General features: G+C 36.3%; 24 protein-coding genes. 12 read left to right on the plus strand and 12 right to left on the minus strand.

The genetic code is table 11. The features are described from left to right. Positions 1-15: 15 nt before the first annotated feature. The 3 genes from DEU39_RS20590 to DEU39_RS20600 all read right to left on the minus strand — a co-directional run bounded on the left by DEU39_RS20590 (position 16) and on the right by DEU39_RS20600 (position 3,739). On the minus strand, positions 16-615 hold the full coding sequence (locus DEU39_RS20590) for a hypothetical protein (RefSeq protein WP_120233218.1): 600 nt from the start codon (positions 613-615) through the stop codon (positions 16-18). A gap of 74 nt (positions 616-689) precedes the next feature. Next, positions 690-1,982, minus strand: a complete 1,293-nt coding sequence (locus DEU39_RS20595; protein ID WP_120233219.1) for a phenylacetate--CoA ligase family protein — start codon at positions 1,980-1,982, stop codon at positions 690-692. Between the two features lie 68 nt (positions 1,983-2,050). Then, the gene (locus tag DEU39_RS20600) at positions 2,051-3,739 is read right to left on the minus strand and encodes a M23 family metallopeptidase (RefSeq protein WP_120233220.1); all 1,689 of its coding nucleotides are present in this window, start codon (positions 3,737-3,739) and stop codon (positions 2,051-2,053) included. 451 nt (positions 3,740-4,190) lie between these two features. Between DEU39_RS20600 and ileS the strand changes: the two genes are divergently transcribed. The 7 genes from ileS (at position 4,191) to trpS (ending at position 11,109) form a co-directional block, all read left to right on the plus strand. Beyond that, a complete protein-coding gene (gene ileS / locus DEU39_RS20605; protein ID WP_120233221.1) occupies positions 4,191-7,586 on the plus strand; it encodes an isoleucine--tRNA ligase in 3,396 nt (1,131 codons plus the stop codon). A 58-nt stretch (positions 7,587-7,644) separates the two neighbouring features. Next, positions 7,645-8,025 (plus strand): TraR/DksA family transcriptional regulator, encoded by a 381-nt coding sequence (locus DEU39_RS20610; RefSeq protein WP_002983772.1) that lies wholly within the window; start codon positions 7,645-7,647, stop codon positions 8,023-8,025. A 78-nt stretch (positions 8,026-8,103) separates the two neighbouring features. Then, complete coding sequence (locus tag DEU39_RS20615; RefSeq protein WP_062675972.1) at positions 8,104-8,355, plus strand: DUF6576 domain-containing protein; 252 nt, start codon at positions 8,104-8,106, stop codon at positions 8,353-8,355. A gap of 16 nt (positions 8,356-8,371) precedes the next feature. Continuing rightward, a complete protein-coding gene (locus DEU39_RS20620) occupies positions 8,372-8,566 on the plus strand; it encodes a DUF2683 family protein (protein WP_062675973.1) in 195 nt (64 codons plus the stop codon). Further along, entirely contained in the window at positions 8,566-9,207 is a 642-nt protein-coding gene (locus DEU39_RS20625; protein ID WP_034692496.1) for a lipoprotein signal peptidase, read from the plus strand. Before DEU39_RS20620 ends, DEU39_RS20625 begins: the two co-directional genes overlap by 1 nt. A gap of 15 nt (positions 9,208-9,222) precedes the next feature. After that, positions 9,223-9,867, plus strand: coding sequence for a vancomycin high temperature exclusion protein (locus DEU39_RS20630; protein ID WP_120233222.1), 645 nt, complete (start codon positions 9,223-9,225; stop codon positions 9,865-9,867). Between the two features lie 273 nt (positions 9,868-10,140). Next, positions 10,141-11,109 (plus strand): tryptophan--tRNA ligase, encoded by a 969-nt coding sequence (trpS, locus tag DEU39_RS20635; RefSeq protein ID WP_120233223.1) that lies wholly within the window; start codon positions 10,141-10,143, stop codon positions 11,107-11,109. Between the two features lie 65 nt (positions 11,110-11,174). Here trpS and DEU39_RS20640 read toward each other — a convergent pair whose 3' ends face one another. The 9 genes from DEU39_RS20640 to DEU39_RS20680 all read right to left on the minus strand — a co-directional run bounded on the left by DEU39_RS20640 (position 11,175) and on the right by DEU39_RS20680 (position 18,971). Beyond that, positions 11,175-12,461 carry a sensor histidine kinase gene (locus DEU39_RS20640; RefSeq protein WP_120233224.1) on the minus strand — a complete coding sequence of 429 codons (1,287 nt, stop codon included), beginning with the start codon at positions 12,459-12,461 and terminating at the stop codon, positions 11,175-11,177. Continuing rightward, positions 12,461-13,132 (minus strand): response regulator transcription factor, encoded by a 672-nt coding sequence (locus tag DEU39_RS20645; protein WP_062675977.1) that lies wholly within the window; start codon positions 13,130-13,132, stop codon positions 12,461-12,463. The genes DEU39_RS20640 and DEU39_RS20645 overlap by 1 nt, the downstream gene beginning before the upstream one ends. A 205-nt stretch (positions 13,133-13,337) precedes the next feature. Next, positions 13,338-13,544 (minus strand): PepSY-like domain-containing protein, encoded by a 207-nt coding sequence (locus tag DEU39_RS20650; protein WP_120233225.1) that lies wholly within the window; start codon positions 13,542-13,544, stop codon positions 13,338-13,340. A 35-nt stretch (positions 13,545-13,579) separates the two neighbouring features. Further along, positions 13,580-14,029 (minus strand): PepSY-like domain-containing protein, encoded by a 450-nt coding sequence (locus tag DEU39_RS20655; RefSeq protein ID WP_120233226.1) that lies wholly within the window; start codon positions 14,027-14,029, stop codon positions 13,580-13,582. 212 nt (positions 14,030-14,241) lie between these two features. Then, positions 14,242-14,937, minus strand: coding sequence for a YjjG family noncanonical pyrimidine nucleotidase (locus tag DEU39_RS20660; protein ID WP_062675979.1), 696 nt, complete (start codon positions 14,935-14,937; stop codon positions 14,242-14,244). A gap of 203 nt (positions 14,938-15,140) precedes the next feature. Then, complete coding sequence (locus DEU39_RS20665) at positions 15,141-15,731, minus strand: RNA polymerase sigma factor (protein ID WP_062675980.1); 591 nt, start codon at positions 15,729-15,731, stop codon at positions 15,141-15,143. 195 nt (positions 15,732-15,926) lie between these two features. Continuing rightward, positions 15,927-16,418: a hypothetical protein gene (locus DEU39_RS20670; RefSeq protein ID WP_120233227.1), complete on the minus strand. Its 492-nt coding sequence runs from the start codon at positions 16,416-16,418 to the stop codon at positions 15,927-15,929. 85 nt (positions 16,419-16,503) lie between these two features. Beyond that, positions 16,504-17,784 (minus strand): methionine adenosyltransferase, encoded by a 1,281-nt coding sequence (gene metK, locus DEU39_RS20675; protein ID WP_062675982.1) that lies wholly within the window; start codon positions 17,782-17,784, stop codon positions 16,504-16,506. Between the two features lie 236 nt (positions 17,785-18,020). After that, positions 18,021-18,971 (minus strand): LysR substrate-binding domain-containing protein, encoded by a 951-nt coding sequence (locus DEU39_RS20680; protein ID WP_034692517.1) that lies wholly within the window; start codon positions 18,969-18,971, stop codon positions 18,021-18,023. Positions 18,972-19,102: 131 nt separating this feature from the next. Between DEU39_RS20680 and DEU39_RS20685 the strand changes: the two genes are divergently transcribed. The 5 genes from DEU39_RS20685 to DEU39_RS20705 all read left to right on the plus strand — a co-directional run bounded on the left by DEU39_RS20685 (position 19,103) and on the right by DEU39_RS20705 (position 23,370). Beyond that, positions 19,103-20,590, plus strand: a complete 1,488-nt coding sequence (locus DEU39_RS20685; protein WP_062675983.1) for a catalase — start codon at positions 19,103-19,105, stop codon at positions 20,588-20,590. A gap of 105 nt (positions 20,591-20,695) precedes the next feature. Continuing rightward, a complete protein-coding gene (locus DEU39_RS20690) occupies positions 20,696-21,463 on the plus strand; it encodes an enoyl-CoA hydratase/isomerase family protein (RefSeq protein ID WP_120233228.1) in 768 nt (255 codons plus the stop codon). Between the two features lie 54 nt (positions 21,464-21,517). Next, positions 21,518-21,940 carry a deoxycytidylate deaminase gene (locus DEU39_RS20695; protein WP_007844123.1) on the plus strand — a complete coding sequence of 141 codons (423 nt, stop codon included), beginning with the start codon at positions 21,518-21,520 and terminating at the stop codon, positions 21,938-21,940. Between the two features lie 6 nt (positions 21,941-21,946). Continuing rightward, positions 21,947-22,861: a site-specific tyrosine recombinase XerD gene (gene xerD, locus DEU39_RS20700; RefSeq protein WP_034692523.1), complete on the plus strand. Its 915-nt coding sequence runs from the start codon at positions 21,947-21,949 to the stop codon at positions 22,859-22,861. Then, positions 22,858-23,370 (plus strand): NUDIX hydrolase, encoded by a 513-nt coding sequence (locus DEU39_RS20705; protein ID WP_120233229.1) that lies wholly within the window; start codon positions 22,858-22,860, stop codon positions 23,368-23,370. Before xerD ends, DEU39_RS20705 begins: the two co-directional genes overlap by 4 nt. Positions 23,371-23,379 lie beyond the last annotated feature (9 nt).

Below are 23,379 nucleotides of genomic sequence, written 5' to 3' on the forward strand. Positions count from 1 at the left end.
TTCAGACCGTTTTTGTTATTTTAAAGCATTTTTAATAGCTTTACCCAATTCTTTTCCTGTTTTTTCATATGCAGCGGATATTCTTCCGTATTCCATACGATAACTACCTTTACTTCCTATCCCTTCAATCTTATCACCCTGAACTTTAGTTAAAACTTTAGATGGATTTTCAGTTTCAACAAATATCATTTCTGATGATAATTTAGCAGGCTGTGTTACAAACCCAGTCCATCCGGCGTAGATCCATTTTGTATGCAGTACTAAGGTGTACTTTGCCGAAGCTCCTTTACTGAATTTTATTTTTTTCGCTTTACCATTTACTCCTTCGATAAACTTATCAAAAAAAACAGATTCCTTATGCTTTTGCCATTCTTCATCCCATTCTTTCCAGGATTGCTCGCCTTTCTTAGCCAATGTCTCTGTTTTTCTTCTTTCAAGATACTGGGCTTCAGTATAATTATCTGCCTGAAAAAGAGGATTTTCAAATTTAAACTGAACATTTACCTCAGTCTGATCTTTCAGAAAGTCAAAATTTCCAGATTCAATATTAATTTTGTCCTGGGCAAAAGTTGCCGTGGTAATGGCTGCAAAAAGCAGCAGAAATAATTTTTTCATAGTGTATTAGTTTTACTATTCAAGCCCCAAAGATATATAAAAAGACCTCTGTTAATTATTCTTTAGGTTTAATTTTATCTTAAGTCAATAAAAGTGATTGGCTTTCTGCTGTTTGGATTAAAAACTGTTTTAGAAAGAACATCAAAATCTATGATTTCAATTTTGGGACTTACTCTCAGTTTTGCACGGAAGTGATCTCTCACTTCATTGACAAACCCTTCGTGATCTGCTTCTGTACTAAGTTTAATGATAATCTCATCAAGTCCGATTTCGTTGGACTGAATCACAATCTGGTAGCATAAGATAGTATTAAAATCATTCAAAATATCATTCATAGCAGGAGGATACAGCGTTGTCCCTTTGTATTTGATCATCTGCTGCTTTCTTCCTACAACAGGTCCTAACCTCATCGTATTTCTTCCACACTGGCATGGCTCATAGTGGGCTTTTACAAGATCTCCGGTTTTAAACCTCAACAAAGGAATGGCTTCCACTCCCAAAGTCGTAATCGTAAGTTCACCGCTTTCTCCTTCTTTTACAGGGTTTCCTTCATCATCCAGGATTTCTGTAATAATCAATTCCGGATGGTGATGTCCTCCGATCTGGAATTCACACTCTGTAAAAGCAGTGCTCATTTCCGTAGAAGCATAGGTAGAAAAGAGTTTGATGTCCCATTTTTCCTTGATTTTCTGTGAAAGAATATTATCTGTAAAATCCTGATTTTTGATACTTTCTCCAATGCAAACAGCACCATAAACGCCGGAATTTTTATAATCCAACCCGTGTTTTTCAGCGTAATCAATCATTTTCAGTAGAAAAGAAGGTACGGTAATCAAATATTTTGGCTTGTATCTAAAAATAGAATCCCATTGCAGTTCAGGAATCCCCGGTCCCATTCTTACTACGCTTGCCCCCATTTTTCTTAAACCAAGAAAATAAGCAAGCCCAGCCATAAACCTTTTATCTATGGTGGTAATCATCTGCACAACATCTCCTTTCTGAATTCCTGCACAGGCGAAAGATATCGCTTCATTGTACGCAAGCCTTTCCAGATCACTGTCAGACAATCCGAAAGTCACCGGATCTCCCAATGTTCCGGAAGTGGTACTGTAATCCACAATTTTATCCGGTGTTATGCAGAAAAAATCATGATTGTACTGCTGAAGATCATTCTTTGTGGTGGTAGGAATCTTCTGAAGGTCTTCCAAAGTACGAATATCCTCAATAGTAATATTATTTTCTTTGAACAGTTTCTGATAAAACGGCGAATGAGTTTCAAGATACCTCAAAAGCTCATGAAGTTTTTCTTCCTGAAACAATTTGATTTCCTGAATCCCTGCTTTCTCGATTGACGGATGAAATTCCAATGATTTTAATTTTTAAAAAGGCAAATTTATCTAATTAAAATTAAAAGATTTAAGTATTAAAAGATGAATTATCTCCTAAACGTAAAAGTTTGTGTATTGGTATTCCCGGCAGTATTGATAGTTGTTACTTTTAAAGTATGAGAACCACTTCCTTTAGGACATTTTTCATCAAAAATGTAGACAAAATTATCTTTTACACGGGTAAACCTCAACCATTTGCCATCCAGTTCGGCACGGAATGAAATAATATCACCCACTTTCGTTGTTCCTTTTAAGAGTAATGAACTGCTATTAACTAATGCTCCTTCTGCCCAGCCTGATGAAACGGATGGAAGATTATTGTCAATCAACAATTTTGCGGTACCCAATCTGTTGAATTTCCCTTCTGCCCAATCACCATTCCATTTTACCTTGACAACGGTTTTATCACTGCCATAGTCAAGAAGAATAATGGCTTTATCTTTTTCTGTATTGGTTAATTTTCTATCCGGTTTTATTTTCAAAGTATATTCATCCTGGACGGGAATATATGGATTATGCAAAACAATCGTATTTGAAACTGCATTCGGATCTGTATCAGGTTTTTCATAGGCACTGAAATTTACAGCATCATACATGGCATTTTTACTAAAAGCAATCTCTGTATTTTCTGTGGTAATGATTTTCCCTTGATTAGCCATTATTGTTTTTGCAGTATAAGATATTTTGTCTGATGTTTTGCTTAACTGAAGTTTTGTTGTTAACCGGCTTGTGTTTCCTTTGACATCTTTCAGGACAATTTCAATGGCATGAACATTTTCATCCTGAAGTTTGATAATCCCACTTAAGTTTGGAAGACTATAATGCTGCAGTTTCATTCCAGGTAAATCAGACAGGTGCTGGATTCCCATTTTATCTCTTATGAATTTGGTATAATCTATACAACCGTTGATGTATCGGGTATCATCATAGTGGATCTTATCAATTTTAAAACTGTACATCAGATTGCCATCCATAAACAGTTCTGTCTGATAAATACCAAGATTAAATCCTTTGTTGGCTTTATCTACAGCTTTAATGGCAAAACTTATCTCCGGAGAACTCACCTGAACAAGATTAGCCGTATAAGCATTTCCCTCTTTTTTTACGGCAATATTATTTGCTCCTGGTTCATACGTACTGAAACGTCGGTCATACCAATACAATCCGCTAATAATCGGGGCAATATTATCAGGAATGGCAAAGCCAAAAAGTAACGGATTTAAGCATTCCTCTGTTTTGGTATCTCTTATTTCAAAGTGCAGATGCGGACCCGCCGAACCTCCGGTATTTCCACTTAAAGCAATCTGCTGTCCTTTCTCCACAGGAAACTGTCCGGGCTGAAAAGTAATATCCTGTTCCCACTTTTCGTCTTTATATTGCCTCTCCTTTACGTATTCATCAAGTTGATTGAAATATTTATTCAGGTGAGCATATACCGTGGTATAACCATTGGGATGAGTGATGTACACTGCATTTCCAAATCCGTACCGTTCTACTTTTATCCTGCTTACATAACCTTCTGCAGCGGCAAGAACCGGCAGATTTTCCTGGCTGTTGGTTCTCAGATCCAGTCCCATGTGAAAGTGGTTGGTCCGCACAGCACCAAAATTGGCAGCGAGCTGCATGGGAATGTTTAATGGATTTCTGAAATAATTTTGAGGGTAATTATTTTGAGCTTGTACAATGCCTGTGTTGATAAAACAAACAAAAAGCATCAGGTAATAAAAGATTTTCATACAGCATTTGGGTTTAGTAGGTCTACTTAAATGTACAAAATTTCTGCCAATCAGTGCTTCGTACTCTAGCCAATCTTCGAATCAATTTTGTTTTTCTCACCCCATATTTCCCCTGCTGAGTGAAACGTCTTTGCGATCGATCTTACATTATCCATACATCTTTGTGAACTTTGCGTTACCATTAAGTTTTGGCTAAAGCCATAAATAAACTTTATTATTCAAGTGGGCTAAAGTCCACTTCTATTGAATATACTGCATAAAATCTCACATAAAAGTTGTCAGAAAAAATTCATTTATTCACTATTCACCATTCACTTTCCCCCACTTTCTTTATTATATTTCTGAAATTGAACTTTTTAATAGAAATTACCTAAATAAAACATATATTATAAACCGACAAATTTTAGTAAATTTGCAGACTTAATTAATCAACGATATTGAGATATTTACAATGAGCCAATTTAAAGAATACAAAAACCTCAACCTTATTGACATAGCAGAGAATGTAGCGGAATTTTGGAAACAAAATAAAACCTTCAATAAGAGTGTTGAGATTCGTCAGGGAAATCCTGAGTTTGTTTTTTACGAAGGTCCGCCTTCAGCAAACGGTATGCCTGGAATTCACCACGTAATGGCAAGAGCATTGAAAGATATTTTCTGCCGTTACCAGACTCAGAACGGAAAGCAGGTTTTCCGTAAAGCAGGCTGGGATACGCATGGTCTTCCTGTGGAACTGGGTGTAGAAAAAGAGTTAGGAATCACGAAAGAAGATATTGGCAAAAAAATCTCTATTGAAGACTATAACAAAGCTTGCCGTGAAGCGGTAATGCGTTATACCGACGTATGGAATAACCTTACGGAGAAAATCGGATATTGGGTAGACCTTGATGATCCGTACATCACGTACAAGTCAAAATATATGGAAACCGTTTGGTGGTTGTTGAAGCAGTTGTATAGCAAAGACTTGTTATATAAGGGTTACACGATCCAGCCTTACTCTCCAAAAGCAGGAACAGGACTTTCTTCTCACGAGCTGAATCAGCCCGGAACCTATCGTGATGTTTCGGACACAACGGTTGTGGCTCAGTTTAAAGTAAAGAAAGACTCTTCAGCATTGTTCAATGATGTTGACGGAGATGTTCATATCCTTGCATGGACGACCACCCCGTGGACGCTTCCATCCAATACGGCTCTTACCGTAGGGAGAGATATTGAATATGTTTTAGTTAAAACTTTCAATCAATATACATTTGAACCTGTAACAGTGGTTTTATCTAGCGTTCTTTTACCTAAAGTTTTCGGTAAAAAATATGCAGAAGGTACAGATGAAGATTTTGCCAACTATACTCCGGAAACGAAAGTAATTCCTTTCAGAATAGTAAAGGAATTTACAGGAGAAAAGCTTGTTGATACAAGATATGAGCAATTAGTTCCGTGGTTTACACCTAATGACAACCCTGAGAATGCATTCAGAGTGATTCTTGGTGACTTCGTAACCACAGAAGATGGTACAGGTATCGTTCACACGGCTCCTACTTTTGGTGCTGATGATGCGAGAGTAGCTAAAATGGCTCAGCCTGAGGTTCCACCGATGTTGGTAAAAGATGAAAATGACAATCTTGTACCATTGGTAGATTTACAGGGTAAATTCATCAAAGGAGATAATGTTCCTGCGGTATTCTCCGGAACTTATATCAAAAACGAATATTACGACGAAGGAACGGCTCCTGAGAAATCATGGGATGTAGAACTTGCGATCCTGTTGAAAACAGAGAACAAAGCCTTCAAAGTAGAGAAATATGTCCACTCCTATCCACACTGCTGGAGAACAGATAAACCGGTATTGTATTACCCGTTGGATTCATGGTTTGTGAAAATGACTGCTGTAAAAGACAGACTGGTTAATTTAAACAAAGACATCAACTGGAAGCCAAAAGCTACGGGTGAAGGACGTTTTGCCAACTGGCTGGAAAATGTAAACGACTGGAACTTATCCCGTTCAAGATATTGGGGTATTCCGTTGCCGATCTGGAGAACAGATGACCTGAAGGAAGAAAAGATCATTGGTTCTGTAGAGGAACTTTATAACGAGATCGAAAAATCAATTGCAGCAGGACTGATGACTGAAAACCCTTTCAAAGGTTTCATCATTGGAAATATGTCAGAGTCTAACTATGAACTTGTGGATCTTCACAAAAACGTGGTTGACAAAGTGGTATTGGTTTCTGATTCAGGAAAAGCAATGAAGCGTGAAAGCGACCTGATCGACGTTTGGTTCGATTCAGGCTCTATGCCTTATGCCCAGTTGCATTATCCTTTTGAGAATAAAGAATTAATCGACAATAATAAAGCATTCCCGGCTGATTTTATCGCAGAAGGTGTTGACCAGACGCGTGGATGGTTCTATACGCTTCACGCTATCGGGACTGCTGTGTTTGATTCAGTTGCTTATAAAAATGTAATGAGTAACGGTCTTGTTCTGGACAAGAACGGGCAGAAGATGTCAAAACGTTTAGGAAATGCCGTAGATCCGTTCGAAACACTTGCTGTATACGGACCGGATGCTACGCGTTGGTATATGATCTCCAATGCCAACCCATGGGAAAACCTGAAGTTTGACATCGAAGGAATCGACGAAGTAAGAAGAAAGTTCTTCGGAACCCTTTACAATACCTATTCATTCTTTGCTTTGTATGCGAATGTAGATGGCTTTAACTATTCAGAAAAAGAAGTGGAAAACCGTCCGGAAATCGACAGATGGATCCTTTCTGAGCTTAATCTTCTGATCAAAGAGGTGAAAGCATTCTATGAAGATTATGAGCCGACAAGAGTAGCAAGAGCGATCAGTACTTTTGTGAACGATAACCTGAGTAACTGGTATGTAAGATTATGCAGAAGACGTTTCTGGAAAGGAGACTATTCTGATGACAAAATCTCCGCTTACCAAACTCTATACACGTGTCTTGAAGTAGTAGCAAAATTATCCGCTCCTATTGCTCCGTTCTTTATGGATCAGTTATATCAGGACCTGAATAAGGTAACAGGTAAAGAAAACTGTGAATCTGTACACTTAACAGACTTCCCGGTAGCAGATGAAAGTTTAATCGATCAGGATCTGGTTGAAAAGACTCATCTGGCACAGAACATTACAAGTATGGTTTTCTCATTGAGAAAGAAAGAAAATGTAAAAGTTCGTCAGCCTTTACAAAAAGTATTGGTTCCTGTACTGGATGCTAAAACAGAAGAGCAGATTCTTGCAGTTGCAGATCTGATCAAGCAGGAAGTGAACGTGAAAGAATTACAGTTAATTAATGCTGAAGAAGCATCCCATTTAATTGTAAAACAGATAAAACCGAACTTCAAAGCACTTGGTCCTAAATTAGGAAAAGATATGAAGGTGGTAGGTGCAGAGATTAGCAACCTTACAGCAGAACAGATTTCCACACTTGAAAAAGAAGGGAAAACAGACGTTCAGGGATATGAGATCACTCTTGATGATGTGGAAATTTCTACAAAAGATATCCCGGGATGGACAGTAACTTCTGATGGAAAAACAACTGTGGCATTAGATTTGACGTTAACCGATGAGTTAAAATCTGAAGGGATCGCAAGAGAATTCATCAACAGAATTCAGAACCTGCGAAAAGACAAAGACTTTGATCTGACAGACAGAATTTCAATCACATTGGAAGAAAGCTCTCCTTTCCTGAATGAGATTAAGAAAAATGAAGAATATATTTCTTCCGAAGTCTTGTCAAATAAAATAGAAATTGTATCTTCACTTTTAAATTTTAACGAAATCGAAATAGATGAGGTTAATTTTAAGATAAATGTTGAAAAAAATTAACCTGTAGTTATTATATTTCAAATTCCATTTCATAATTTTATTAAAAAAGAGAAAGAATATGTCAGACGAAAGAGTTAGATACAGCGATGCTGATTTACAGGAATTTAAAGCGATCATTAAAGAAAAAATAGAAAAAGCAGAAAAGGATCTTCAGCTTATCAGAGAAAGTTTTATCAATGACCAGAATAATGGTACTGATGATACGTCTCCTACTTTCAAAGCTTTTGAAGAAGGAGCAGAAACGTTGAGCAAAGAACAGAATTCTATTTTGGCAGGAAGACAGGAAAAATTCGTGCGTGATCTTAAAAATGCTTTGATCAGAATCGAAAATAAAACGTATGGTGTTTGCAGAGTAACAGGAAAGCTGATTCCTAAGGAAAGGCTTTTAGCCGTTCCTCACGCTACGTTGAGCATCGAAGCGAAAAACATGCAAAAATAACCGTAAGGTTTGTAAAATAACATTGGGTTTATATCGTATTTACGGATACTTTATAAACCTAATTTTTAATGTATACCCATGAACGAATTATTAATTTTGGGAGTGATCATTGCCGTAGTTATATTATTTTTCAACAGAGAATGGATCAAAAACAGATTCTTCCCTGATCGGAAAAAAAATTATAATTATACCATTGATGATCAATTCAATTCTGATAAACGCGAGCGGGAGAAAGAAATCGACAGACTTTTGAGTAAGATGGGCAAAAACGGAGTGAATGATCTGTCTGAGAAAGACAGGAAAAGACTTGATGAGCTGTCCAAAATGTAAATAATAAATATAAGAAATGGAATCTATCATAGTACATCCTAAGAATTCTATGGAGCTGAGTGCACTGAAAAGCGTACTCAAAGAAATGGGCATTAAATTTGAAAAAGCACATGTTAAGAGCTCTTTCAATGGACAGAAAGTGGTCAAGAAAGCAAGCGATAATAAAAATGTAAAGCCGGCTTCAAAGCCTTCAAAACCTAAAGGACAATAATGAAAAAGATCTTAGCAATAACACTTTTAGTGTTATTCATTGACCAGGCTTCAAAAATTTATATCAAAACCCATTTTGAACTGAATGAGAGCATTCCTGTTATCAATGGTTTCTTTAACAAAACTTTTGTGGAAAATCCCGGAATGGCCTATGGATTTCATTTCGGAGGAATTATCGGGAAATATTTTCTGGTTATCCTCAGAGTTTTCCTGATCGGAGGGATGATCTATATGTTCAAAAAATGGTTGAAAGAAGGAGCTTCTAATTATCTTTTAGTTCCCATGGCGATCATTTTTGCAGGCGCTATCGGAAATCTTATTGACGGAATGTTCTATGGAATGATCTTCGACAGCGGAACAGTTTATGACGCCAGCACTGACCGATGGATTGGCTATGGCGGAATTTCCAAACTTGTTCCTTTCGGACACGGATATTCCACATTTATGAAAGGATGTGTAGTGGATATGCTTCATTTCCCGGTGGTAGACTGGTACGTTCCTGAAAGCTGGCCTTTGATAGGAGGAAAACATATTGAGTTCTTCAAATATATTTTCAATGTTGCTGATTCTGCGATCACAGTAGGTGCCGCATTCTTATTAATATTCAGAAAAAAAGCTTTCCCAAACGGTCTGGAGTTTTAAAAGATATATTTTCGGATGAAAAAAATAATCAAAAATATTATTAAATTTTTCCTGCTTCTTTTCGTTGCAGGAATTATTTTTATTGCCTGGGCGAATTACAGCATCAAAAGTGACAGCGCACCATTTCTTTCCTACAATACTGCTGATGTACCACAAGTAAAAACCGCATTATTACTGGGAACCGGAAAACTTCTGAGCAATGGAACTCCAAATGCTTATTTCTATAACAGAATTAAGGCTGCAAGTGATTTATACAAAAGCGGGAAAATACAATACATCATCGTTAGTGGTGATAACAGTACCAAGGATTATAACGAACCTGAAGATATGCAGCTGGCATTGATGCAGGAAGGAATTCCACAGGATAAAATTATTTTAGACCATGCAGGATTCAGGACGCTGGATTCCGTGGTAAGAGCAAAGGATATTTTCAGCCAGACAAAACTGATCATTATCTCTCAGAAGTTTCACAATGAAAGGGCCGTTTTCCTGGCCAGAAAAAATGGTATGGAAGCCTTTGGATACAATGCAGCGGATGTGAATAAGTATGCAGGTTTAAAGACCAATTTAAGAGAGTATTTTGCAAAAGCTAAAGCCTATTGGGATCTTCTTTTTGGTGTGGAACCGAAATTTGGAGGAGAAAAAATTGTGATTCCTTAATATTTTTCCCACGGATTGCACAGATTTTCACGGATGATGCGTAAAGAGATATAGATTATTGAAGGTTGATACGTTTTGGCTAAAGCCAATGGATAGATGTTGAATTTTAAGCTGGCTGGGCTGAAGCCCACCCCTATTGAATTTTAATAACAACATCTTTTATCTTTTATCTTTTATCTTTTATCTTTTATCTTTTATCTTTTATCTTTCGTTATTCCCGTCAAACCTCGTAAATTTGCTATTCATTAATTTTTAAATATAAATTGTAAACAAATGTCAAGAATTCTTACCGGCATTCAAGCCACCGGAACACCCCATCTTGGAAATTTATTAGGGGCCATTATTCCTGCTATTGAGTTATCCAAACAGGAAGGAAATGAATCATTTTTATTTATTGCGAATCTTCATACGCTTACACAGATTAAGGATGCGCAGACTTTAAGACAAAATACCTACGAGATTGCTGCGGCTTGGCTTGCTTGTGGATTGGATACTGAAAAAACATATTTCTACAGACAAAGTGATATCGCTGAAACCTGTGAACTTTCTTGGCATTTATCATGTTTTTTCCCATACCAAAGATTAACATTAGCCCATTCATTTAAGGATAAAGCTGACAGACTTCAGGATGTAAATGCCGGTCTGTTTACCTACCCTATTCTGATGGCTGCAGATATTTTACTGTATGATGCTGAAATTGTACCTGTAGGAAAAGATCAGCTTCAGCACCTGGAATTTGCAAGAGATGTAGCTTCAAGATTCAACAACCAGATGGGTGAAATTCTTGTTCTTCCACAATCTGAACTTCAGGAGGACACTAAATATGTTCCCGGGACAGACGGACAGAAAATGTCAAAATCAAGAGGAAATATCATCAACATTTTCTTACCTGAAAAGGAGTTGAAGAAACAGGTGATGAGCATTGAATCAGATTCCAAGTCTTTAGAGGAACCTAAGGATCCTGAAACGGATAAAACATTCCAGATTTATCAGCTGATTGCTACGACTGAACAGACTGAAGCATTAAGAGCAAAATATCTTGTCGGAAACTTCGGATACGGACATGCTAAGAAAGAATTGCTGGATCTTATCCTGGTACGTTTTGAGAAAGAAAGAGAAACGTTCACTTATTACATGAATAATCTTGATGAACTTGAAGCAAAACTTCAGCAAGGAGCGGAAAAAACAAGACCTATCGCGCTGGAAACACTTAAAAGAGTAAGAACAAGTTTAGGATTTTAATCCTGAGTTTTAAACATAAGAAAGCCTTTCGTCTGAAAGGCTTTTTCTATTGATATAAAGTATTATTATTGGGCATTATTCTTTGTCAGAATAAAGTAATGCATCTGATCTCCATATTCGTAATTAATATCCCAGCCCGGATATTGCTTGATAATGGTTTTGATGATAGACAGCCCTAATCCTGTAGAAGTATGATCTGATCCCCGTTTATAGAAACGGTTAAAGATTCTGGATTTATCTAAAGGTTCAGCACTTCCGCTGTTTTGAAATGTTATCCGATTATTTTCCACGATAATGTTTAAAATCCCTTCCTGATGGTTATATTTAACTGCATTTTTAAGAAGGTTGGATAAAAGAATATCTGCAAGATCCTGATTAAAATCCGCAACAAATTTTCCTTTCTCAATAATACTGACCTCTACTTTTTTGAATGCAATGAAATCTTCATAATTCTGAACTAATTGAGCGATCATCACATTAAAATCAACATCTGAAGTTTTATTAAACTGACTGTTTTCAATTTTGGAAAGCATTAATAACGATTTGTTTAACCCAACCATTCTTCTCAGATCATTCTTTACTTCAGTAAGAAAAGTAAGGTTCTTTTTATCAAGATCATCATTCTGGATCATCAGATCAATTTTATTAATCACGATAGCCAAAGGAGTCTGAAGCTCATGGGAAGCGTTTTCAATAAACTGTTTCTGCTGATAGAAAACCAATTCATTACGTTCAATCATTTCATTGATTTCCACATTTAATTCTTCAAATTCGGTGATCTTATAGTTCTGCTTTTCCTGAGAAAAAGGAATTCCAAACTGATATTTTTTAAGTTTATCCAATATCTGATAGAATGGTCTCATAGCTTTATTAAGGAGATATCCGTTAACTGCTACGATACTTATCACCAAAAGGATATAAAGCACAATTAAGGCTGTTGTAAGATCATATATCAATTCGTCTTCTTCTACCGTAGATGTTCTGATGACAAGCCGCTGATGCCCTTTGAACTGATCAATAAAGTCGGCTTCCAAAACCCTGTAAGGCTGGTCTTTATCATCATATTCCATATAATACATCTTATTGTACAGCCTGCTTTTATTCTGATAATCTGCGGCTTTGATCGGATTGATTTTAAATTCATTGAATCCAAATTCATTATTCTTCAAAAGCTGAGGATTAAGATAAACAGCTTTAATAATCTGTATTTTTCTATCTCTTAAACCATCATCTACATTATCGTGTACTTCATCCAGAATGTAGGCATAAAAAAGACCTGCCCATACTGCTATAATCAGCAGCAGGATCATGATCAGGTATTTTATCGTGTAATATTTTAATGAAGTCTTCATCAGATGAATTTATATCCTATTCCGTATACAGCCTGGAAATCAGCTTCTGCATTGAGGGTTTTCAGTTTTTTACGAAGATTTTTAATCTGGGAATATATAAAATCCAGGCTGTCCGCCTGATCGATATAATCTCCCCAGATGGCTTCTGCCAGTGTTGTTTTTTGTAAGGTCTTTTCCGGATGAATCACAAAATAATAGAGAAGGTCATATTCTTTACGGTTAAGAACAAGCTCTTCATCACCTACTTTCACCGTTCTGTTCTCCGGGTCAATGCTGATATTTTTGTAGCGGATGATATTTTCGCCATCCTGATTTTTTCTTCTGATCACAGATTTGATTCTCGCCATCAGTTCTGCAAGATGGAAAGGTTTAGCAAGATAATCATCTGCTCCTATTTCCAGTCCGGCCACCTTATCATCTACTGAGTCTTTGGCAGAAAGGATGATCACAGGGTCTTTCTTGTGCATTTTTTTGATCTCTTTCAGCAGATCGATTCCGTTTCCGTCAGGCAGCATGATATCCAGCAAAATACAGTCGTATTCGTAAGAAATAATTTTTTCCAGTCCGCCACTGTAATTTTCTGCATACTCTACAATGAAGTGTTCTGCCTCCAGAAATTTCTGTACGGTATCTTTCAGTTCGGGTTCATCTTCTACTATTAAAATCTTCATATTCCGGATCTATATGCTCTGGTGCACGATTAACTTATGTCAAATATAGGAAATTATAAGGAGGGAAGCTGGAGAAAGGAATATACATCCGAAAGTCTACGATAATATCATCAGTATAAGGGTTATGTGATAAATTACTGATAATAAATCTACAAAATGGAAATGCTCTCTGCCGGATTCCCTCAGGTTCTTTTTCATAAAGAATCTAATTTGATTTCACATTCAGGCCATCTGCATCAAAAACAAGACACAGACCATTCATCAAATGAATTTTGTAAGCACTGTGTTCTTTTTCAATAGAATCAATGATGCTGCAAGGATGATTTCTTGTCATAAATGATACCATATTCTTTCTAATCTGAGCAGAAGACATCTTTCTTCCGTTACTCTTTATTACATTCCAATTGACCATAGTATTACTATTTAGTGTTTGTATTCGGTTAAGTGTTAATCATCGATTTTTTTAAAATTCCCGTTTCTATCGAATTCAAGCTCCAATCCATTGGAAAGTTCTGCTTTATAAGACCATCTTTTCTTTTCAATCTTAATAATGTAAGTGTTAGGAAAGTTTTTCGTGATGTAATTTCTGATTGAAACAGGAATGAAACCATATGGAATTTTTTGGTGTTTTCCATCCACTTCTTTCCAGTTTCCATTGCTGTCAAACTCCATTTTCATTCCGTTCGTCAGATATACTTTGTACTCATCTACTCCATAGATTTCTCTGTCTTCTATTGCCGAGGTCACAGGTATTCCTTTAAAATGAGCAGCAAGAAAGTTTTTAGCTGTTTTCGGTAACTGATTCGCATTGATTGCTCTGTCCTGTGCGGCTACTAAGCCTCCCACTAATAAAAAAATAATCATTAATACTCCTGTGATTTTCTTTACATTTTTCATACTATTACATTTTCTGTTATTATTATGAAGCAAAGTTGCTAATCAATTTGGGAAAGAATTGGGAAAAATGATTTTGGTGGAGAAATTTAAGTTAACCACACATTGAAACAGATGATCACCAATGTTTGTATTGATTTATGAAAATTGAAAACAGAAAAGCCACTAAGGCGGTCTTAGTGGCTTTTTATCAAATCTTATGATCTTATATATTTCTATAAATATTCTTTGATCTGCTGAAGATGGGTAATGGCTTTTAAACCTTCTTTCTGCTTATCTTCTTTATAAACATCGAAGAAGATCGCATCCATTCCGAAATCTGTAGCTCCCATGGCATCTGCAATCCAATCATCCCCAATCAGAATACTTTCTTCTTTGCTGGCTTCAGAAAGGCCTAATGAATATTCAAAAATCCTTGGATTGGGTTTTCTTACCCCTACTGCATCTGCACTGGTAATAGTCTTAAAATAAGGTGCAATTCCGGACAGGGTACATTTCCTTTCCGTTACTTCCTGAAAACCATTGGAAATAATGTGCAGTGTATAATTTTTAGCTTTCAGATATTCCAAAACATCTTCTGCACCTTCTACCAATTCGTTATGACTCACAATATTATCAAGGAAGTTTTCTTCAAAATAAAGGGCAAGCTCTTTATTATCTACTCCAAAATGTTTGAATGAATCATAAAAACGGTGTTCTCTCAAGTACTCTTTGCCAATAATTCCGTCTCTGATCTTTTCCCACAACTCTTCGTTAATATTGTGATAGACAGAATGAAACTCTTCAAAATCAATATGATATTTTGAAGTAATTTCCTGTTTTTCAAAAAGATCTTTAATGGTAAGATAGGCATTTCTGCGGTGATCCCAGAGTGTATTATCCAGGTCAAAAAAAACGTGCTGCATTTTCATACAGCACAAAGTTAATAATTTTAATTTTTTGTAATAGGATAATTTTTGCTCTTGCTTTTCACAATCTCAAGGCTTTTGGAAAAATTCAGCAAAAAATCAATTGTTTGTTTCTTAGGTTTCAAAGTTTTCACTTTTAAGGAGTCATTTTTTTTCATAAGCGAAGTATGTTTTCCTTAAAAACGTGAAATTTTACAAAATATTATTTATCTGGTTAATATTATATTGTTTTCGTCCATGATTTTTCTCAGGTTTATCAGTGCATACCTTACTCTTCCTAGCGTAGTATTAATGCTCATCTCTGTATGGTCTGCAATTTCTTTGAAACTCAGACCATCAAAAAACCTCAGTTTGATTACCTCCTGCTGGTTTTGTGGCAAAAACAGTAACATCCTCATAAGATCCTCCTGAATCTGGTTGGTCACAAGCTGGTCCTCAATATTTTCTGAAGGTTCTCTGATCAAATCAAAGATAGAATATTCATCTGTTTCAAAAGTAGTTTCTGAAACTTTGATATTCTTGGATTTTGACCTGAAATGATCAATGATTAAATTGTGGGAAATTCTTTTCGCCCAAAGAATAAATTTGCCTTCTTCGTTATAGCGTCCTTCTTTCAGCATGACAATAATCTTCATGAATGTATCCTGGAAGATATCGTTAGCTAAATCTTCATCATTAATTTTGTAAAAAATGAATGTAAAAAGTTCTCTCTGATGACGGTGAATGAGGGTTGATAATGCATTCTCATCACCTTTCTGGTAAAGGGAAATTAGTAAACTATCCGATTTTGATTTCATAACTCTTCTCAATATAAATATTTGCAGACAGGCATTCTACCAGATATTTCTTCTGGCCTTTGCTGTATAAACAAAACAGTTCTAGAGTAGAGTCTCTTCTATAGGCAGTAGTACAATTATTATGATGTAAATATAATAATTTTTTAATAACTGTTAACCTATTATTAAATTTTATAGAGAAAAATCTAAAAAAAATCATTTAAACATGTCATGAATAAAGACTGTAGGAACATTTAATGTAAAATTAATATTCAGTCCTTTCATCTCTTTGCCGTTCAGTCGGGTATCTCCGATAGGAAAAGCATAACCTCCTGTAAGATCAAGCATCCCAAATAAGGTAACTCCTATCTTAGGGGCAATGTATTTATTGGTTCCTTCCACACCTGCTAAAAAGTAATATGAATGATAGAAGTCTACATTCTTTTCAAAATTAAGAAGGACATCAGCCTGTAGTTTGGGCATAATAGCAAATTTAGAATCCACAGATCCCATCATTGCAGATCCTCCTACTCTGTAAATCACATCATCATTTTTAAGGAAAAGTAATTTACCTCCTATTTCACCAAAACTTTGATTTTGGTAAGTATACCCTACACTGATCATTTTATGCATGGTATATTGAGCTTTTACTAATGTGCTTAGCAAAACCAGAGACATGGCAGCAACTACAGTTCGAAAATTCATCATCTTTCTATATTATTAAGGTGTAAAATTAAAAAAAACTGCCTTATCCAAAGATAAAGCAGTTCATTTATTATTCTTTAAAGAGAAATTAAATTCCAAAAGCAGCTTTAATTTCCTCTACTTTGTCTAGTTTTTCCCATGTAAAGAACTCAAGCCCTTCTAATGTAAGCTCATTTTTATGTCCTTTATTGAAAGTTTTATCAGCTATATAGTGCTCTTTACCCATATGCCCGTAAGACGCTGTTTCCTGATAAATAGGATTTCTTAATTTCAAGTTCTGCTCAATAGCATAAGGCCTTAAATCAAAAATAGCAGAAACTTTTTTAGCGATATCTCCGTCATGAAGATCTACTTTCGCAGTTCCATAAGTGTTGATGTATAAACCACAAGGTTCAGCTACTCCAATGGCGTAAGAAACCTGTACCAAAACTTCATCCGCTACTCCGGCAGCCACTAAGTTCTTAGCAATATGTCTTGTTGCGTAAGCCGCACTTCTGTCTACTTTAGAAGGATCTTTTCCAGAGAAAGCACCACCACCATGAGCTCCTTTACCTCCGTAGGTATCAACGATGATTTTTCTACCTGTAAGACCTGTATCTCCGTGAGGTCCTCCGATTACGAATTTCCCAGTAGGATTGATGTGATATTTGATCTGATCGTTGAATAAAGCCTTGATTTCTTCAGTTTGCTGTGCAACAACTCTTGGAACCAGAATATTTTTGATATCCTCACGGATTTTGTTCAGCATTTCTTCTTCACTTCCAAAGTCATCATGTTGGGTAGAAACTACGATAGAATCTATTCTGATTGGTTTATGATCGTCAGAATACTCAATGGTTACCTGGCTTTTTGCATCCGGACGAAGATAAGTGATTTCCTTATTTTCTCTTCTGATAGCAGAAAGTTCTTTCAGGATCGTATGGGCAAGATCCAATGCAAGAGGCATATAGTTTGCCGTTTCATTGGTAGCATACCCGAACATCATACCCTGATCTCCTGCTCCCTGTGCATTTGCTTTAGCTTCGAAAGACTCATCATTTACAGCTCTGTCAACTCCTTGGTTGATATCAGGTGACTGCTCATGGATAGCAGAAATAACTCCGCAAGAATCTCCGTTGAACATATATTCTCCTTTCGTATACCCGATTCCGTTGATTACTTCTCTGGCAATGGTCTGTACATCAAGGTAAGCATCTGATTTTACTTCTCCTGCCAATACCACCTGTCCGGTAGTTACAAGAGTTTCACATGCTACTTTTGAATCTTTATCATAGGCTAAGAAATGGTCGATTAATGCATCGGAAATCTGATCGGCAATTTTATCCGGATGTCCTTCTGAAACTGATTCAGATGTAAATAAATAAGACATATAATTCTTTTGTTTTTAAAGATTTAAAAAATTGTATTGCGAAAAATATGAATGAAATTGCCCAGAAAAAAGAATACTGTTTTAGCATTTTTTTATAGAGGTTGCAATCAGGTCAAATTTTTCCTCGTAATAAACGTCAGCAAATTTAAGTACTATTTTCGTAATACTCAAAAATTTTGTTTATTAATTATACTTTTATTTAAATTGATGATTTCTATCACTTTAAAGCATTTCCATTACTGAGGCTTAATGCTTACAAATTCTTTCGGACTTTCGTGGTAATTCAACTTAAGTTCTAAAGAAGTTTTGATAGAATGTGATAATTCATCAATAATTTTTTGCTTAAAAGTCGGTTTATAGTAAATAATACTGATTTCCCGATACGGGAAAGGTTTTTTAAATCTGAAAACATTTTTCTTCTGCTCTTCTGAAAGCTGGCTCAGTGCCAGTTCCGGCAGAATACTGATTCCTCCTACTTTATCTACCATGTGTACCAGAGTCTGGATATTGGAAGCTAAGAAATCTAAATTTTTAGGTTTCAGGGTATTTTCTTTAAGGTGACAAATATTTTCAAACTGATTTCTCAGACAGTTCCCTTCTTCAAGAAGCCATACTTTCTCTACATTCAGATCTTCCGGAATGATATAAGAATTCTTTTTGTTAGCTTCTGTATTGGAACTGTAAATCATCAACTCCTCATTGAACAGAAAATCCTGATAAAACTCGTCAGCGGTATCGTAAGGAGTGGAAATAATTCCGGCATCTAACTCTCCTGCTTTCAGCGCTTTAATAATATTATCAGTTGTCATTTCTTTTACATTCATCTGAATCTTCGGATTTTCCTCCAGGAATTTGAAAATCTCTGTTGGCAGAATGAAAGAAGACACCGTAGGAATGATTCCCAGATTGATAGTTCCTCCTAGAATATTATTCAAAAGGTTGGCTTTGTTTTTCAGCTCATTGACAGACTCGATAATTACCTTTGCCTGATCAATAATCTGAAGACCTACATCCGTGGTACGAATCGGGTGAGTAGTTCTGTCGAAAACCTTTACATCCAGTTCATCCTCAAATTTCTGTATCATGGCACTTAACGTAGGTTGGGTAATAAAACACGCCTGAGCGGCCTTACCAAAATGTTTATACTTATCAACGGCGATAAGATACTCCAGTTGCTGAATGTTCATTTGATTAATATTATCTATTACAAAGATATAACGTTTTTGCTATTAGCAATTAAAAATTCAAGTAAATTTGATATTCATTACCTTTACACTGGATTTAGAAAAAAGAAACAATTATTCAAATCATCAATTATATGGATTCTAAAAAATTAACGTTAAGTAACGGGGCACCTTATTTTGAACATCAGGATTCACAGACGGTAGGACCAAGAGGCCCGGTATTGCTGCAGGACTTTATTCTTCAGGAGAATCTTGCACATTTCGTTAGGGAAAGAATTCCTGAAAGGATTGTGCATGCCAAAGGAAGCGGAGCTTACGGAACGTTCACTGTAACACACGACATCAGCCAGTACACAAAAGCAAAGCTGTTTTCAAAAGTAGGAAACTCATGCAGAATGTTCGCAAGATTTTCCACGGTGGGAGGCGAAAAAGGAAGCGCAGATACGGCAAGAGACCCGAGAGGTTTTGCCTTAAAATTTTATACCGAAGACGGAAACTGGGATCTTGTAGGAAACAATACTCCCGTATTCTTTATTAAGGATGCAAAAAAATTCCCGGATTTTATTCACACTCAGAAAAGAGTGCCGAAAACCAACTTAAAAAGCGCCACGATGATGTGGGATTTCTGGAGCTTAAACCCGGAATCACTTCATCAGGTTCTTATACTAATGTCAGACAGAGGAACACCTCACGGCTACAGACATATGCACGGTTTCGGATCTCATACTTTCTCCATGATCAACGATAAAAATGAAAGAGTATGGGTGAAATTCCATTTTAAAACAAAACAAGGTGTAAAAAACTTTACGGAGGAAGAAGCCGTAAAAATGGCCGGAGAAAACCCGGACTTTGCACAGGAAGACCTTTGCAACGCTATTGAAAATGGGGATTTCCCTAAATGGACGATGTACATTCAGGTAATGACAGAAGAACAGGCAAAAGATTTCAGATGGAATCCGTTTGATGTAACCAAAGTATGGTTCCACGATGATTTCCCTTTGATTGAAGTAGGAGAAATGGAACTGAACGAAGTACCTGTTAATTATTTCGCCCATGTGGAACAGTCTACTTTTTCACCAAGTAACTTAATTAACGGAATCAGTTTCTCACCGGACAAAATGCTTCAGGGAAGATTATTTTCATATCCTGACGCTCATCGTTACAGAGTAGGTGTCAATGCTCATCAGCTGGAAGTGAACAGATGTCCATTTGAAGTCAACAACTACCAAAGAGATGGTTATATGGCGGATTCAAGCCAGTACAAGGACAAACCTAATTATCATCCGAACAGTTTTGATGATATTAAAGCAGATTCATCTTATAAAAACTATGAATATGAGTTAGACAGTGCTCATGTTGCCAGCTACAACAGAAATGACAATGACAGTGATCACTATACCCAACCGGGGCTTTTGTATTCAAAAGCAATGAATGCTGAGGACAGAGATCATCTGATCAAAAATATTGTAGGCAGTATGAATGGCATTACAGGACCTAAAAAGGATGAGATTATCAACCGACAGCTATGTCACTTTTTCCGTGCTAACATAGAGCTTGGCATGAAAGTGGCTTCTCAACTAAACGTCAATATTGATGCAAATATGATGAATCATTCAAAATAATCATATTGAATGATAAATTAAAAAAAAGGAAAAAAAAATAATATTTTTTCCTTTTTTTTGTAAAAAATTCATAATTTGCAAAGGATGATATTTTAAAGTGGAAAAATGAGTTACGAGAACATATTATTAAAAAAAGAAGATAAATTATCTATTATTACCATAAACAGACCTGAGAGTTTAAATGCTTTAAATGCCAAAACAATTCAGGAAATCAGTACCGCACTGGATGAGCTTAACGCTGACACTTCATGTAGAGTCATTATCCTTACCGGAAGTGGAGAAAAATCTTTTGTAGCAGGAGCTGATATCAAGGAATTCAGTGAATTCGGACAGGAAAAAGCTGAAGAACTTGCAAGAAACGGACAAAATACATTGTTCAACAAGATTGAAAATATGTCTAAACCTGTCATTGCAGCCGTAAACGGTTTTGCATTAGGCGGAGGTTTGGAGCTTGCCATGGCATGCCACATCAGATATGCATCGGAAAACGCCAGATTAGGACTTCCTGAAGTAACACTTGGATTGATTCCAGGATACGGAGGAACTCAGAGGCTTCCAAAGCTTGTAGGAAAAGGTATTGCCAATGAAATGATCTTCTCTGCCAAAATGATCCCTGCTCAAAAAGCAAAAGAGATCGGACTGGTGAATGAAGTATACCCTATTGAAGAATTATTAACCAAAACGAAAGAATTAGCAAACACGATTGCCTACAATTCACCAATGGCAATATCGAAGGCTATCAATGCCGTGAATTTATCGGATAGGGAAAAAGGTTTTGAAACTGAAATCAAATATTTCGGAGAACTTTTTGAAATGGAAGATAAGAAAGAAGGAGTTACTGCGTTTCTAGAGAAGAGAAAGCCTAACTTCTAAATCTTTCTAAAAGATTTTAATCCAAATTATTTCGAAAAAAAACAATGCTGCGGTATGAATAAGTTTGATAAAGCTTATCTAAAAATGGCTCAGGAATGGGCAAAACTCTCCTACTGTAAGAGAAAACAGGTGGGAGCTCTTATCGTAAAAGATAGGATGATTATTTCAGATGGTTACAACGGGACTCCTTCGGGATTCGAAAACTGCTGTGAAGATGAAGATGGAAAAACACACTGGTACGTATTGCATGCGGAAGCCAATGCTATATTAAAGCTGGCTGCCTCTACCCAATCTGCAAAAGGAGCAACGTTATATTTAACGCTGTCTCCCTGTAAAGAATGCAGCAAGCTGATTCTGCAGGCAGGGATTACGAGACTGGTGTACATTAATGAGTATTCGGATGACGATGGAATATCGTTCCTGAGAAACCATAATATTGAAATAGAACAAATATCGGACTGTGAACTAAAAAAATAAGCACAAATGACTTGGGATGAAAAGATCAAAGATTTTGAAATATTTCTTCGTTTCGAAAGAAATTTTTCAGAAAACACGCTCGACGCTTACGTTCGGGACATTAAGAAATTAAAAGATTACGCAGAAGAGGATCTGGAAAACGTCGGTCCAGACTCCATCGGTTACGAAAACCTGCAGGAATACATTTTCAATCTTTCCAAACAGAAATTCAGTGAGAGATCACAGGCAAGATGGATATCTTCCATCAAAGCTTTCTTCAAATTTCTGCTGGAGGATGAATATCGTGAAGACAATCCTGCGGCGTTACTTGAAGGCCCTAAACTGGGACTATATCTACCTGATACTTTAAGCCTGCCTGATATCAACAAAATTATTGCTGCTATTGAGGTCAATACAGATCTTGGAAAAAGAAACCACTGCATCATAGAGGTACTATATGGATGCGGACTTCGTGTTTCTGAACTGATCGATCTGAAGATCTCCAATATCAATTTCAAAGAGCAATATATCAAGGTACACGGAAAAGGAAATAAAACCCGCTTTGTTCCTTTAGCTGATTATACGGCTGATTTGCTTGAAAGTTATATCAAAGAGGTGCGTTCTAAAGGAAAAGTCAATAAGAAATATGAAGATACTCTGTTCTTAAACAGCCGTGGGACTTCTATGTCCAGAGTAATCGTATTTCTTATTATCAAAGAACTTACAGATAAAGCAGGGGTTAACAAAAAAATATCTCCACACACATTCAGACATTCATTTGCAACCCATTTGTTACAGAATGGGGCAGATTTACGTTATATCCAGGAAATGCTGGGACATTCCAGTATTACGACAACGGAGATCTATACGCATCTGAAAACAGAAGAATTAAGGGATGTTATTTTGAGTTATCACCCGAGAAATATTAATATTGCTCAATGAAACTATTGAAATATTGTCCAAGCTGTGGCAAGGAGTCCTTACACTGGGATGGTGAAAAAAAATGGAGCTGTCCGGAATGCGGTTTTACTTTGTATAATAATGTGGCAGGTGCGGTAGCAGTTGTCATCAGATGTGGAGACGAAATTTATCTTACCAGAAGAAACAGAGATCCTAAAAAAGGGAAACTCGATCTTGCAGGAGGATTTGTCGACCCTAAAGAAAGTGCAGAGGAAACCTGTAAAAGAGAACTTTTTGAGGAACTTCAGCTTGATATCGATATTTCGAACCTAAAATACCTTACCAGCCTTCCTAACATTTATCAATACAAGGAAATTGATTATAATACGATCGATCTCTTTTATGAATACAATGTTCCGGAAAAATTTGAGGTAAGTCTTGAACTCTCTGAAATCTCAGAAGCAGTCTGGATTCCTTTACAGGATCTGGATTTTGAAGATATCGCTTTCGATTCTCAGAAGAGATTTTTTGAGAGCTATATAAAGAAATAATTTTTGTAA

The sequence above is a fragment of the Chryseobacterium sp. AG363 genome, assembly GCF_003610675.1.
Classification (GTDB): Bacteria; Bacteroidota; Bacteroidia; order Flavobacteriales; family Weeksellaceae; genus Chryseobacterium; species Chryseobacterium cucumeris.

What these genes read in the sequence shown, in the direction of transcription:
- DEU39_RS20600 (WP_120233220.1), bottom strand. Translation starts at nt 3,739, where the DNA reads ATGAAAATCTTTTATTACCTGATGCTTTTTGTTTGTTTTATCAACACA.
- DEU39_RS20625 (WP_034692496.1), top strand. Translation starts at nt 8,566, where the DNA reads ATGAAAAAGATCTTAGCAATAACACTTTTAGTGTTATTCATTGACCAG.
- DEU39_RS20705 (WP_120233229.1), top strand. Translation starts at nt 22,858, where the DNA reads ATGAAACTATTGAAATATTGTCCAAGCTGTGGCAAGGAGTCCTTACAC.
- metK (WP_062675982.1), bottom strand. Translation starts at nt 17,784, where the DNA reads ATGTCTTATTTATTTACATCTGAATCAGTTTCAGAAGGACATCCGGAT.
- DEU39_RS20645 (WP_062675977.1), bottom strand. Translation starts at nt 13,132, where the DNA reads ATGAAGATTTTAATAGTAGAAGATGAACCCGAACTGAAAGATACCGTA.
- DEU39_RS20665 (WP_062675980.1), bottom strand. Translation starts at nt 15,731, where the DNA reads ATGAAATCAAAATCGGATAGTTTACTAATTTCCCTTTACCAGAAAGGT.
- DEU39_RS20630 (WP_120233222.1), top strand. Translation starts at nt 9,223, where the DNA reads ATGAAAAAAATAATCAAAAATATTATTAAATTTTTCCTGCTTCTTTTC.
- DEU39_RS20660 (WP_062675979.1), bottom strand. Translation starts at nt 14,937, where the DNA reads ATGAAAATGCAGCACGTTTTTTTTGACCTGGATAATACACTCTGGGAT.
- DEU39_RS20695 (WP_007844123.1), top strand. Translation starts at nt 21,518, where the DNA reads ATGAATAAGTTTGATAAAGCTTATCTAAAAATGGCTCAGGAATGGGCA.
- DEU39_RS20685 (WP_062675983.1), top strand. Translation starts at nt 19,103, where the DNA reads ATGGATTCTAAAAAATTAACGTTAAGTAACGGGGCACCTTATTTTGAA.
- DEU39_RS20590 (WP_120233218.1), bottom strand. Translation starts at nt 615, where the DNA reads ATGAAAAAATTATTTCTGCTGCTTTTTGCAGCCATTACCACGGCAACT.
- DEU39_RS20620 (WP_062675973.1), top strand. Translation starts at nt 8,372, where the DNA reads ATGGAATCTATCATAGTACATCCTAAGAATTCTATGGAGCTGAGTGCA.
- DEU39_RS20615 (WP_062675972.1), top strand. Translation starts at nt 8,104, where the DNA reads ATGAACGAATTATTAATTTTGGGAGTGATCATTGCCGTAGTTATATTA.
- ileS (WP_120233221.1), top strand. Translation starts at nt 4,191, where the DNA reads ATGAGCCAATTTAAAGAATACAAAAACCTCAACCTTATTGACATAGCA.
- DEU39_RS20670 (WP_120233227.1), bottom strand. Translation starts at nt 16,418, where the DNA reads ATGATGAATTTTCGAACTGTAGTTGCTGCCATGTCTCTGGTTTTGCTA.
- DEU39_RS20655 (WP_120233226.1), bottom strand. Translation starts at nt 14,029, where the DNA reads ATGAAAAATGTAAAGAAAATCACAGGAGTATTAATGATTATTTTTTTA.
- xerD (WP_034692523.1), top strand. Translation starts at nt 21,947, where the DNA reads ATGACTTGGGATGAAAAGATCAAAGATTTTGAAATATTTCTTCGTTTC.
- DEU39_RS20650 (WP_120233225.1), bottom strand. Translation starts at nt 13,544, where the DNA reads ATGGTCAATTGGAATGTAATAAAGAGTAACGGAAGAAAGATGTCTTCT.
- DEU39_RS20610 (WP_002983772.1), top strand. Translation starts at nt 7,645, where the DNA reads ATGTCAGACGAAAGAGTTAGATACAGCGATGCTGATTTACAGGAATTT.
- DEU39_RS20640 (WP_120233224.1), bottom strand. Translation starts at nt 12,461, where the DNA reads ATGAAGACTTCATTAAAATATTACACGATAAAATACCTGATCATGATC.
- DEU39_RS20690 (WP_120233228.1), top strand. Translation starts at nt 20,696, where the DNA reads ATGAGTTACGAGAACATATTATTAAAAAAAGAAGATAAATTATCTATT.
- DEU39_RS20680 (WP_034692517.1), bottom strand. Translation starts at nt 18,971, where the DNA reads ATGAACATTCAGCAACTGGAGTATCTTATCGCCGTTGATAAGTATAAA.
- trpS (WP_120233223.1), top strand. Translation starts at nt 10,141, where the DNA reads ATGTCAAGAATTCTTACCGGCATTCAAGCCACCGGAACACCCCATCTT.